We start from the raw sequence: 12,901 nt of genomic DNA, 5'->3' as shown, positions 1-12,901 counted from the left end.
TAGACCAATAAGTTCAAAATGTTTTTTTGCATATTCTATTTGCCAATCCTCTCTTGCTCTGCTGTCTCTTTTTTTATCACTTCCTTTTGTTTCAACGATAAAACTTCCTTCACTCTCATCAAGTTTCACTACAGCAAAATCAGGATTATAAGTTCCAAGAGGAGTTTTTATTTTAAATTTATTAGGTAGTTTAGTAAAAATCTTAAAGTTATTTGTGTCCGTACAAGTTATAAAATTCTTTTCAGTATCTGAGTCATATTGTTCAGCCTCATAAAGCCCTTTTCTACAATCTTCCAATTTATATCCTGAAATTTCTTCAGGGAAAATATTGGCAAATTCATAATATTCATCTATTTTTTTATAAACCAATCCACTTTTACTTAACATAGAAAACATAACATCTTCAAAAGCTTCAATAGCTTGTTTGATATAAGAGTCACTATTTTTTATAAATTCTTTTGTAAATTTTTCTATGCCAACTTTTTCAAATATTTCAATAATCGTTTGTATTGAAAGACCCATATGCTTTTCTATAACTGAAACAATATTTGGCAGTTCTTCTTCCACATCAATCTTAGTACTTTTTGATTCACTTACATATCCATCAAAACTGCTCTCTATATTTCCAAACTGTTTTACAATCTTTTTTTCTCTAACCTCAATATTTTTTAGTTTTTCACTAACTTCATCTCTGTAGTTTGTTGTATCTAAATGTATCTCATAAATTGTTTTTTGTTTAAGTTTTTCCCAAAGTTCTTTAAACTCTTTTATATCATCTTCGTTATATTTTCTTTTTGCTGACTTTTTATGATTTAAATTATTAGGTTTTACATATTGAGCGCAGTTTCCGCCTATGTCATACTCTTGCTGTAAGCCTCTAGCAAACTCATCAAAACTCTCGTTTGCAATGACGGTAAGTCTATTTATCTCTTTATCCTCTACTCTTTCACCTTTCGAGTTTACGGGAAGCCGCACCCCTCGACCTATAATCTGTCTTTTCTTCATTTCCGATTTTGTATCGTTTAGTGTTGTTATAAAAAAGACATTTGGATTATCCCAACCCTCTTTTAATGCACTATGTGAAAATATAAAGCTATGTTTATCCTCAAAACTCAAAAGCTTCTCTTTATCTCTCATGATTAAGTCATAAGTATCTTTTTGCAGTTTTCTGTCACTATCATTATTTTTAAGCTCATCGACAAAAGCAGCTTTTCTTTTTGCAAAATAGTACGCATATACCTCTTTGGCATCTCTATTTTTGAAACTCTCAAATTCTACCTTGAGTCTCTCAAATTCACTTATAAAATACTCTTCTAGCCAACCGTTTTCAATACTTAAAAAATTTGCAACTTTGTCTATGAAAAATAGACTTAACACCTTAATATCTTGAAGTTTAAGTTCTTCAAACTTTCTCATATGCCGCTCTATAGCTTCGCTAATTTGTTGTTTTTGTATCTCTTTTTTTACTTGTCCATTTACATCATTTAGCTCTAGTTTTAAACCATTTTCAAATTTTATATACATCTCTTTAGAAGATATTTCATCAACAATAAAACCGTCATATATTGAATTGTTTGTCTTATCCTTTAAGCTGTCTTCACCTTTTATTTTGACTGGTTTTGTAACAAATTCATCTTTATTTTTTACAATAAGTTCAAGTGAGGCAACTGGTTTTCTTGAAGATTTGTCTATCTCGATTTTTAACACATTTATATAAACATCATTTATAGTTTGATTTTCACTTAGAGCTAAAACATCTATCTGTTTAACAAGCCCGCCTTCAAGTGCTTCTTTGGGAGTTAAACTATACACAAGATTATAATAGTTTTTATGTGTCGCAGAATATCTAAGTGTAAAAAGTGGATTTAGTTCACTTAATGCAGTTTTACTTAAATCACTCTCCATATTTTGTGGTTCATCAAGTATCAAAATAGGATTTGTTTTTTTAAGACTCTCTTTTGGAGCCCCGACAAATCCTTCTCTTGGCATATTTAGTACAGTCCCAGCTCTTTTAAAACTGTCAATTGTCATAATCATTATTTGCAAAATATCATCTCTTATGAAATGTTTTAAACTTCCTAAACGACTTGAATCATATTCAAAATAATCATAAGGAAAATTAAACTCATCTTTAAAGTGGCTTTGCATACTATTAAGTGAATTTAAAACGCCCTCCTTTATTGCAATAGAAGGAACTATAATGATAAATTTACTCCATCCGTACTTTGCATACAGTTCAAGTATGGTTTTTATATAAACAAAAGTTTTTCCAGTGCCTGTCTCCATCTCTATAGAAAAATCTAAACTTTGTAACTCATTAGATATTTCGATATTATTTAACTTTTGTATTTGATTTAAATTGTCTAATATAGTATCTTGTGATAATAAAAGTTCATTTGCACAAACCGCTTCACCGTCAAAAATATCAAATTGATTATCTTGTTTTGGCTGTCCTTGAAATATATCTATAATAGAGTTTATTGCTTTTTCTTGATGTGGTTGTTTGAGATATTTTATTTGCATATATTAAAGTCCAAGCTTTTCTAAAAAATATTTTAATGATCTATTGTTGCTTCTTTGAATATCCTTCTTTGAAGATAAAAACTTTTTCACTAAATCTTCTTCTCTCAACTTTTTTCTATGTTGAAATTTATTACTTAAATCTTCTTTTGATTTATTATCACTAGTTTCCCATCCTGACAACATCCATGATTCTATTTCTTTGGAGACGATTGCTACTAAAGTATTATCAAACTTATCAATTTCTATTTTTTCTTTATACCATTTTTTTAATTCTAAAATACAATTAAATTGTTGTCCTACTTTACACTGAGTATCTAAATCAATCAGAACATATACCATTTCACATTTTCTCTTAAAAAGTGCTTCTATATCTTTGTGTACTTTTGCTTTATTTAATATTTTACAGCCACTTTTTTTGCCGCCTGATGATATTACTATAATGTCTTTTTTTAATTTAGGCTTGAAATAATCTTCAAAAAACTTTTTATCACTATCTCCTTCAACTATCAAACCTATTTTCACAACTCATCCTCTAAGTTATCTAAAATACCAATTTTAATCATCTCAACTAAATCATCTTTATAAATTTTCATAATTTTTTTAATATTTTCAATATCCTTAGCCCGTATCCCTTTAGTATCTCCTGCATAATCCCTAAACATAAAAATAATCTCATCACGTTTAAGCTGCGATAACAATTCAGTACTATGTGTAGTAAAAAATATCTGCTTATCATCATCTCTCATCGTATTTAGAATATATGACAATACCTTCATGTGCATATGTCGCTCAGGTTCTTCTATCATCATTCCAATTGCATTTTTATTGCCTAAAATAGCGGTCATAATTGCTAAAAAGTGGATTGTTCCATCTGAGATATTTTTGATATTCACTGGATATGTTTGTTCATTGACTTCTTCATTAAAGACCACTTCAGGTATAGACTCACCTTTAATCTCTATAGATGTTACAAGCTCAACCTCTCCAATCAATGAAGTTGATATATCTTCAAAAACATCTTCTCTTAAATTTTCAAGATACTCTGTCAAGTTTGTACCGTTTTCTAAAAGGTATCCAAATCCGGACTCTTGAGTTCTTTTTATATCATGTGCATGAAAATAGTGTGAAGCAAAAAGCGAACTTTTATTAAATATATTTTTAAAATCTAAGATTTTATTTTCTTGTAGCCCTAACAACTTTTCCACAATTTCATGTGTGCTCTCAAATCTTGTTTCTATTACTTGATTTTTTGAAGTAGTATTATGGTCAAAATGAAATGATCTATATTTCTTTTTATTAAGTTCTTCAATATATGAAGAATTATTTATTATATAACCTTCTATATCATAAAATATTCTAAGTCCAAAACCATTTTTTAAATCATTTTTATCTATAACTACACTTTTTATTTTTCCATCTATTAAAATATCGATATTGGATATTTTTTCATCTAAATTAAGTGTGAATAAAAATAGAAGAGTTACATCATAATCTATAAGCTCATCAGCTACTAAAACTCTATTTTTTATTAAAAACCTTGCATTTAATCTAGTCTCTTTTTCATCATAGTGAAAGTTTTTTATATTTTTTATACCAATTTTTGAAATGGCCCTTGCTGTATTTTCATAAATAAGAGAATCTAAAAATTTAAGTGCATCAATTAGATTACTTTTCCCAGTATTATTAGGTGCTATAAGACAATTTAACTTTCCAAATTCAAACTTACTTGTTTTAAAACTTTTAAAGTTATCTATATATAGACTCTCTAATAAAATACTATTTGAGTCAAATTTTGCTATGCCTAATCTATCATAACCTAATCTCATGTCCAACCCCTACAGTGTCTCTAAATCTATATTTTCTCTAAGATTTAGTTTCGTGCTATCACTTAGTGCTTTATCAAAGCAAATCAACTTAGCACCTTCTGGAATAAACTCTTGTATGTCTGTTTGTATCTCTTTATCAAAACAGAAGCAAAACTCTCTTCGCTCTTCATATAGTCTTATAAAGCTATATTTTGGAGTTTTTATCTCTTCATTTTTAGCACTTAAACTAAATCCATTTTTTAGTGCTACTTCATAAACTATATCAATATGCTTTGCACCTTGAGTTAAAATATTTTCAGTAAATACACTCATCTTTAACATCTTCATAATATCTTCAAAACTATCATTTGGTCGTTTTTTTAGCTCTTTAAACACTTGAAAATTTGAGCTATCAAGTTTGTATGATTTAAAACCGTCTTTATAGTCTAATTTTTCTATCACTTTTTTTATTCTAGCTTTTGTGATGTCGCTGATTTTTTTATACCCTGCTTTGTAAGCTTCGCTATTTTCTTCTGTCGTTTCTGGGAGTTGGACTAAGATATATTTTCGATTTCCATTATCTTCAATATTTTGTTGCATCACAGCATGAGCGGTCGTTCCGCTTCCTGCGAAAAAGTCTAGGATAATGTCGTTTTCATTTGTTGCAAGATTCAAAAAATGTTTTATTAAGTTTACTGGCTTTGGGTTATCAAATAACTCAGATACACCAAATAACTCATCATTTAAAAATTGTGCAGCACTATCTGTACTTCCAACATCAGGTAATATATTTGGTTGTGCAGAAAAAGTATCTTCATCTTCAAAATCATATATTTTTTGAATTATTTTTTCTCCATCATAATAAAACCTATTTTTTAGTTCTAGCTCTTTAGCAGTTTTTTCACCAATTTGCCATCTTTTTCCGTCTCTAGGTTTATAACCTAAAATTGGGTATTTCATAGTATTTCTTTTGTAAGAACCGCTGTCTTTTTTTTCAATAACTGTTATTCTATAATTACCTTCACTATCATTGTAAGGGTACTCTCTATTTTCTTTTTCTTTAACTCTTTGTTTTATTTTTGCTTTATCTGTTTTTCTATAACATAAATTATAATCCATTTGAGGACTTACTTCTGTACCTTTTGTGTTTGATGTTGTTGATTTCTTTTTCCATAAAAAACTTGCTACAAAATTCTCTTCCCCATAAATCTCATCCATCACTTTTCTAAGATTATGCACTTCATCGTCATCTATGCTTACAAAGATTACACCGTCATCTTTTAGTAGGTTTCTGCTTAACCAAAGCCGTGGATATATCATATTGAGCCAGTTTGTGTGTCGTCTTCCGCTGCTTGAAGTTTTGGTGCTTGTGTAGCCCTCTTCTCTTAACTGGTCGGTTTGGATAAGATAGTTTGTAATGGTGTCACCCCATGTGTCGCTATAGACAAAATCTTTGTCTTTGTTGTATGGCGGGTCTATATAAATCATCTTGATTTTTTTGTGGTAGGAGGTTTGAAGAAGTTTTAAAACTTCTAAGTTGTCGCCCTCGATGAAGACATTGTCTCCATCAAGAATGGTTTTATCATCGTCAAGTTTTAGCGTTGCGTTTGATTTTTGTTTTATGATTTTGTAGCAGTCCTGCTTACCGCTCCAATTAAAGCTATAGTGTTCAGTTTTCTCATCTTTTATATCAAAAAGCAGCTTTTTAAACTTCTCTATATTTAACTTGCCATCTTCAAAAGCTTCAGGAAATATATTTTTAAGCTCTTCTACTTTTTCTAGCTCTTCAATCTTGTGATTATTTATATCTTGACTCTCTAAATTTATCAACACATAGCCCTATTTTCTAAATGAGACGATTATATCTAAACAATATATAAAAAACTATTTATCAGCAATACACATAAGCTAAAATATTGTATAGAAAACCACTAATATCTAGGCTAGCTTTCTATTTCTAAACGCAATGGCAATTACGATAAAGAGGATCGTATATGTCACAGGAACAAAATCAGGAATAGGAACAGGGTCACCCTTTGCATAAGAGTGCATTCCAGCAAGATAGTAGTTCACTCCAAAGTATGTCATGATGACCGATGTATATGACAACAACGAAATAACGCTAAAGTTAAATTCGCTGTAGATCGACTTGATAAATCTAAGGTGAACAACGACCGCATAGACCAAAATGGTCACAAGCGCCCATGTCTCTTTCGGGTCCCAGCCCCAGTAGCGTCCCCAGCTCTCATTTGCCCAGACACCGCCTATGAAGTTTCCAACCGTTAACAACACAAGACCTATCATAAGACCCATCTCGTTAATGGAGTTTAGCTCTTTAATTGATAACGAGATATGCTTCTCATTGCTTTTAGTTTTAAATATAAACAGAAGGATCACTATAAAGCCCAAAAGTGCGCCAAGCCCCAAGAAGCCGTAACTAGCAGTGATAACCGCAACATGTATGCTAAGCCAGTATGAGTTAAGAACAGGAACCAGGTTTGTCACCTGCGGATTCATCCAGTTTAGATGCGCCACAAAGAGAATCAAGCCTGTAAGTACTGCAGTTGAAGCCATGGTCATTGATGAGCGTTTAGAGAATAAGAGACCCGCTAAAATAGTTGCCCAGCTAATGTATATCATAGACTCATATCCATCAGACCAAGGCGCATGCCCCGCAACATACCATCTAAGACCAAGTCCGAACGTGTGAGCAACAAAGAAGAGCGTTAAAATCAACAATGAGCTCTTCTCAAGTACTCTGATGTTAAGTGCCGGTTTTAGTATTTTTATGAAACTTGCTATCAAGAGCATAAAACCGATGACAAAATACAGAGGGTAGAGTCTCTCAAAAATATTTGCATAGTTGTAAAACATCTCAGCTTTTATTCTTGTCTCAGAAGGCATAACAGAGACTCCATAAAATGTCTGATACTTTGAAATTTTGTCTATTGCACTGTTTGCGTCGCTCCAATCCCCTGTAGTAACACCTTTGTCTAGCGAGACAAAATAATCAAAGGCTATCTCTCTGATTTTAACGGCATGATCTTGCGGGAAAGTTTGAAGTGCCTCTATGCTTGGAAACCATTTGTTGTTTATGTCATTTGGTTTTGGCCAAATTTTCATAAGATCGCCGGTGTAAACAGAAAAAGAGATGTTTACCCTCTCATCTACCTCTAAAACCGCTTTATCAAAAAGGTCTCTACTTTTTGGCTCTTTTCTAGCGGCAGCGTCAACATACTCAACTAATTTATAGCTGCCTAAATTCTCAGGATCTGCAAAAAACTGCGTAAAAGATGCATATGTAGCATCTAGTTTTGTTCCTATTATTCTATTTATCTCTTCGTTTTTTGTTCTAATGATTTTAAGTTCTTTATAGGCATCCGGTTTTGACATCATTCCCAAAATAACTTGATTTGCATTTAAACTTTTATCGCCCACTTTAAGAGTTGTGCTTCTATGAATCTTTGCCAGTATCTCATGAGAGAGTGTGTCTAGCGGCTTCATTCTTCCTGCACTGTCTTGCACTATAAGCTCGCCAAATTTTTTGGCATGCTCTTTGTCAAAGGAGAGTACTGTTTTTATAACAGGGTCCACCTCCTCTGCGTATGTCGGTGCAACGCTAAAGAGCATTCCGAGTGAGAGTAAAATTCCAAGAACTTTCTGCTCGCTTGCTTTTTTTGCTCTTTTTGAGAGTTGTGCAAATCTATTTTGTCTTGAGAAGAGAGACCAAAACATACCCAATCCTAAAAGAAAGTATCCTATATATGAAGGTAATGTTCCCGGGTCATTATTTACCGACAAAACAGTTCCCTGCTCATCTTGATCGAATGAAGATTGAAAAAATCTATACCCGCGATGCTCTAAAATATTGTTCATGTAGATCCTGTAAGGCATATGTATGTTTTGCTCTTCGTCTATCAGCTCAACCTCGCTTGCATAAGAGGCAGGAGACATTGAGCCCGGATATCTATCAAGTTGAAAATCCAAAAGCTTTACGCCAAAAGGGAGCTCAATTATTTTTGAACCGTATGCTATGTGTACATCTACGCCGTTTACTACATTGTGGCTCTCTTTTGCACGTCTACCTGCCTGACCAAAGATTGTAACACTCTCAGATACACCCGCTACATTTACATCAAATATGAGCGCATCCATTCCAGGTGACATAGAAGATGCGTTGGGATTTGAGACAAGTTTAGTACTTGCATGCTTGTAAAAGTTTCTAATGACAAAGTTACTTCCATTAGCACCAAAAAGTGTTCTTAGCTCAAGAGTACTTTTTTCGCTTGGGGTAATCTCGCCCTCCAAGCCGCCGTCCATCTTCATAAATTTCAGAGTAAAGTCATGCTTCATAAATAGTTCGTCATTTTCACTATATACAGAGATGGTAGGTTTTAAAAACATCTTTTTAGAGTCAAAATCTATTGCTATGTTCTCATTTTCATAGTATTCGCCTCTGCGAAGTTTTATAGGCTCGCTTCCCTGCTCGCCGGTGACCATCATATCAATCATCTCAAAGCCGCCCTCTTTGCCCTCAACATAGCTCTCTACAACATCAGGAATATACTCTGACAATTTTACATTTACATCCTTGCCGTCGATGTTTAGAGATGTTGATAGCGAGTTGCTTGTTCTTTTGGAGAGAAATACGCTCTTTTCGCTCTCGATTTTTTTCTCATCTACTTTAGCGCTGACAATGAAGTAGGTATCCATACTAATCATAGTATTTGCCGTTTCACCCTCACGAATGTGCATAGTTCCCTCAAAGCCTATAAAACGTGTTATTGCCGCGCCAAGAAGTATGATAAGAAATGAGATATGGAAGATAAAAATAGGAGCTTTTTTAACGCTGAACATTTTGTTTTTAACTATATTGATACTCAGGTTGATGGCTAGCAGAGCCATTAAAGCTTCAAACCACAAAGCGTTGTAAACATCAGCTTTTGCGGTAATTGTGCCGTAGTCGTTCTCTATGAATGTAGCATAACCGATGGCTGCTGCAAAGATTAGCATCAAGAGAGCCATCGTTTTCATAGAACTAATTAGCGATAGAATTTGTTTCATATATATATCCTTATTTAAAAAAGGATATTCTAGTTAAATTTAGATAACGAAGTTTAACTAGATTGGCTTATTCTTCGAGTTTAAAGGTTATTCTAAAGTCACCGCTCTCAAGCTGCGCAGCTTCGTGTGATATTGTGAGAGGAATCCTGTCATATAGAGGAAATGGCTCGTGAAAAAATATTCCGACCAATCTATCATTTTCGCTCTTAAGAAGAGAGAGACCTACCATTGTGTTTACCATAGGCTCAGGCGGCTGACAACCTGTTGCATCGTACTCATAGTATGTCAAGCCATCCTCTTCATATTTGTAAAAATCCAGTGTAGCTCTTGGAACCTCAATCAACTCTTTTTTCACATTTACCCCTTTTTTTTCGTTTATTCTAACATCTTATAATTCAAAAAAAATTGTCATAGCGCAAGTTTTATCTCAAAACCCTTTCTTTTGCCCTCAAGCAGCTCAACACTTCCCTCATGAGCCTCGGCAATCTGTCTTGAGAGAACAAGCCCCAGTCCATTCCCTTTGACTTTTGTACTCTTAAACGCCTCAAAAAGCTCTTTGGTATTTTCAATCATCACACCGCTGTCATAAACGTAAAATTTATGAAATTCGCCATCACACTCATAGACAATCTCAACGCTTCCGTACTCATTATCATCAAGCTCTATTGCATCGATGGCATTTGTTAAAAAATTTGAAAAGAGCATCTCAAGAAGATCTTTGTCGGCATTTAGTATAAATTTTTGCTCTGGAAATATAAATGTTATATCTTTCGTATAACCGTAGTATCCAACAGCCATATTTAGGGCATCTTGAAGTTCACTCCACATAAATGGCGCTTTGTTTGCATGCACACCTTTACTAAACATAAGCGTTGCTTTTACAATCCTCTCAATCCTGCATACCGACTTTTGAATCTCCTCGACAATTGGTACATTCTCCGGAAGCACCCTCTTTTTTAGCGTTGAGCTCAAAAGTGAGATGGAGCCTATGGGATTTCTTATCTCATGAGAGAGATGTGCCGCCATCTGCCCCATGGTTGCGAGATTCTCTTTTCTCTTCTGCTCGGTTATATCGGTCGCGCTAAGAAGCAATTTCTCTTTGTATGAAGAGCTTTTAATAAGGTATGATTTTGAGCTAAACTGCACCTCATAGTCATCATTTTTAAGCTCCAAAAGTTCAAAGAGTTCGCCAAGTGATTTTGCCTGAGAGTTTTGCAGAAAAACACTGCCGTCTTTTTGTAGTATCCAGATGGCATTTGGCAAAAACTCAACAACCTCCTCAACGGTATCTTGCAGATGCGCATAAGAGGCTTTTAGCTCGTTAAACTCCTTCTCTACCCTATAGGTCTGCTCTATAAGAAGGCTTAGCTCATCGGGTGTTATGCCTGACATCAGTCGTTAAATCCCAAAACGATTTTATAAAGACTATATGCATCATCGCTTCCGCAAAGCTCTCTGATGGAGTGCATAGCAAATGTCGGAAGCCCGACGTCGAGAGTCTCAATGCCGAGTCTTGAGGCTGTTATGGGACCGATGGTTGAGCCGCACCCCATGTCGCTTCTTGTTACAAAGTTTTGAATCGGCTCGCCGATGGAGGATGCAACATTCATAAATCTTGAAATCGTCTTTGAGTTGGAAGCGTAACGCTGATTTGCATTAACCTTGACGACACTCCCTTTGTTAATAAGCGGTGCATGGTTTGAGTCATGTTTGCTTGGGAAGTTTGGATGGATTGCATGCGCATTGTCCGCACTTATAAGCATAGACGAGCGGATCATCTGCGTGTACTCTTCAAAATCTCCAAACATACGCTTGAGCGTGCTCTCCAAGAACGAGCCCCCTGCCCCCGACGTACTCTCGCTTCCAACCTCTTCATGATCACTTGCAATAAAGAGCATCGGTTTATCCTCGCCAACGCTGCAAACACAGAGCATCCCGACATAACAGCTAAGCAGATTGTCTATCCTTGCACTTGCGATAAACTCGTCATTCAACCCGATATAAGAGGCTTTTTGCGTGTCGTAAAAACTAAGCTCGTTTGCGTAAAGCTCTTTTACATCATCCACACCGCTTGACTTTAGCTGCTCTTTTAAAAACAGCTCAAAACTAAACTCCTCAGATGTAGATAAAATGGGCGTAATATCTGTTTGGGCATTGACGCTTTTTTTCTCGTTCACCTCTCTATCAAGGTGGATGGCAAGAGATGGAATGATTGCGATGGCTTTTTTGGCATCTATAAGCGCATCTTTAATGACGTTATTTGAGTCAAGATAGGTCACTCGCCCCGCCAAAGAGAGATCCCTGTCAAACCAAGTATTTAGCAAAACACCGCCGTAAGGCTCAACTCCAAACTTTACGACTCCATGCTCTTTTATAACCGGATTTGGCTTTAGTTTTAGGTTTGGAGAATCTGTATGCGCGCCGACCATCACGTAGTTTTTAGAGCCGGGATATGTAAAAGCTATAATGGATGAGTCGTTTCGTGTGACGTAGTACTTCTTCCCCTTCTCCAAAGACCACTTCTCAATCTCGTTTAGCTTTATAAAACCGGCGTTTTCAAACATTCCAGCCATATTTATAGTTGCATGAAACGGCGTAGGCGAAGCATCCAAAAAACCCAGCAAACCTTCATTGAAATCTTGTTTTATCATCATTACAGTTCCTAATTTAATTTATAATTTTTTTCTGATTATACAAAAATATCTTCTATTCTACTCAAATTCTATATTATCAGGCAACTTTTTCGGCGCTTTTATGCGAAGCTGTTTGTGGATGCTCTCCCGCCCATAAACTACCTCGATAGCAGACGTGCTCACACCAAGCTCTTTTGCCAAAAAAACCACCATGTAGTCCGTTGCCTTTCCATTTTGTGGCTGTGCTTTTACGCTTACTTTAAGCTGGTTACCTTTTACTTTTCCTATAACATCTCTCTTTGCAGCAGGAGTTCCCAAGATATTTACAACCAAAACATCTCCCTCCCACTCATAAAACAGATGCGCCAAATCTCTTGCTCTCATCAGAAAAACAACCAAACCAGAAGTGCTATGCCGATGGCAAGATTTAGATAGCTCATGCCCTCTTCAAAAAGCATCACCAAAAGCTCATAGTATTTCTCTTCTAAAAAATCAGGAGCGCTTAAAAGCCCATTGGTTGCATAAGCTGTAATATCCGCACCCCACATGTAGGCAATAATCTCAGGAACTATAAAAAACAAAATAACCCCGCCTATCCCCCAAAAATTTTTCTGCGGTTTCATAGAGCGCAACGCTTTTTGCGTATTTGGATTTTGTGCGATTTCTTGCGCTTTTGCTTTGATTTTATGTCTCATATTGAATCCTATAAATATTTGTACCTGATGACACAATTATATCAAGATTATAAAGTTTGAAATGACCTCTCTTCTCAGATACATTGAATTTTCTTGCTCAATGCTCAAAAAATTTATATTCAGGTATACTGTAGTATCTGTGGTTGGCTTCAGGTTGACTTCTGGAGATCCTAAAGAAATG

At 34.8% G+C, this 12,901-nt stretch carries 10 protein-coding genes; all 10 read right to left on the bottom strand.

The window, feature by feature from the left end; translation table 11 throughout:
• Window positions 1-2,523, bottom strand: a 2,523-nt coding sequence (locus RQ763_RS01510) for a DEAD/DEAH box helicase family protein (RefSeq protein WP_314150713.1), incomplete at its 3' end; no start/stop codon positions are given.
• 3 nt (window positions 2,524-2,526) lie between these two features.
• The gene (locus tag RQ763_RS01505) at window positions 2,527-3,045 is read right to left on the bottom strand and encodes a DUF4276 family protein (protein ID WP_314150712.1); all 519 of its coding nucleotides are present in this window, start codon (window positions 3,043-3,045) and stop codon (window positions 2,527-2,529) included.
• On the bottom strand, window positions 3,042-4,349 hold the full coding sequence (locus tag RQ763_RS01500) for an ATP-binding protein (protein WP_314150710.1): 1,308 nt from the start codon (window positions 4,347-4,349) through the stop codon (window positions 3,042-3,044). Before RQ763_RS01500 ends, RQ763_RS01505 begins: the two co-directional genes overlap by 4 nt.
• Window positions 4,350-4,358: 9 nt before the next feature.
• Window positions 4,359-6,158: a site-specific DNA-methyltransferase gene (locus RQ763_RS01495; RefSeq protein ID WP_314150709.1), complete on the bottom strand. Its 1,800-nt coding sequence runs from the start codon at window positions 6,156-6,158 to the stop codon at window positions 4,359-4,361.
• Window positions 6,159-6,266: 108 nt separating this feature from the next.
• The gene (gene ccsA, locus RQ763_RS01490) at window positions 6,267-9,392 is read right to left on the bottom strand and encodes a cytochrome c biogenesis protein CcsA (protein ID WP_314150708.1); all 3,126 of its coding nucleotides are present in this window, start codon (window positions 9,390-9,392) and stop codon (window positions 6,267-6,269) included.
• Window positions 9,393-9,459: 67 nt separating this feature from the next.
• Window positions 9,460-9,747 carry a hypothetical protein gene (locus RQ763_RS01485; protein ID WP_314150706.1) on the bottom strand — a complete coding sequence of 96 codons (288 nt, stop codon included), beginning with the start codon at window positions 9,745-9,747 and terminating at the stop codon, window positions 9,460-9,462.
• Between the two features lie 53 nt (window positions 9,748-9,800).
• The gene (locus RQ763_RS01480; protein WP_314150705.1) at window positions 9,801-10,784 is read right to left on the bottom strand and encodes a HAMP domain-containing sensor histidine kinase; all 984 of its coding nucleotides are present in this window, start codon (window positions 10,782-10,784) and stop codon (window positions 9,801-9,803) included.
• Entirely contained in the window at window positions 10,784-12,046 is a 1,263-nt protein-coding gene (locus RQ763_RS01475) for a M18 family aminopeptidase (RefSeq protein ID WP_314150704.1), read from the bottom strand. Before RQ763_RS01475 ends, RQ763_RS01480 begins: the two co-directional genes overlap by 1 nt.
• Before the next feature lie 57 nt (window positions 12,047-12,103).
• Window positions 12,104-12,409, bottom strand: a complete 306-nt coding sequence (locus RQ763_RS01470; protein ID WP_314150703.1) for a DUF167 family protein — start codon at window positions 12,407-12,409, stop codon at window positions 12,104-12,106.
• Window positions 12,409-12,720 (bottom strand): hypothetical protein, encoded by a 312-nt coding sequence (locus RQ763_RS01465; RefSeq protein ID WP_314150701.1) that lies wholly within the window; start codon window positions 12,718-12,720, stop codon window positions 12,409-12,411. Before RQ763_RS01465 ends, RQ763_RS01470 begins: the two co-directional genes overlap by 1 nt.
• Window positions 12,721-12,901: the final 181 nt, after the last annotated feature.

It is taken from the genome of Sulfurimonas sp. (genome assembly GCF_032250635.1).
GTDB lineage: Bacteria > Campylobacterota > Campylobacteria > Campylobacterales > Sulfurimonadaceae > Sulfurimonas.
The sequence above is the reverse complement of the archived record's forward strand: the minus strand, read 5'-3'. Positions and strand labels throughout refer to the sequence as shown.

Bases quoted from the DNA above. Each gene is read 5' to 3' on its own strand.
- RQ763_RS01480 (WP_314150705.1), bottom strand. From the start codon at position 10,784: ATGTCAGGCATAACACCCGATGAGCTAAGCCTTCTTATAGAGCAGACC.
- RQ763_RS01470 (WP_314150703.1), bottom strand. From the start codon at position 12,409: ATGAGAGCAAGAGATTTGGCGCATCTGTTTTATGAGTGGGAGGGAGAT.
- RQ763_RS01475 (WP_314150704.1), bottom strand. From the start codon at position 12,046: ATGATGATAAAACAAGATTTCAATGAAGGTTTGCTGGGTTTTTTGGAT.
- ccsA (WP_314150708.1), bottom strand. From the start codon at position 9,392: ATGAAACAAATTCTATCGCTAATTAGTTCTATGAAAACGATGGCTCTC.
- RQ763_RS01500 (WP_314150710.1), bottom strand. From the start codon at position 4,349: ATGAGATTAGGTTATGATAGATTAGGCATAGCAAAATTTGACTCAAAT.
- RQ763_RS01465 (WP_314150701.1), bottom strand. From the start codon at position 12,720: ATGAGACATAAAATCAAAGCAAAAGCGCAAGAAATCGCACAAAATCCA.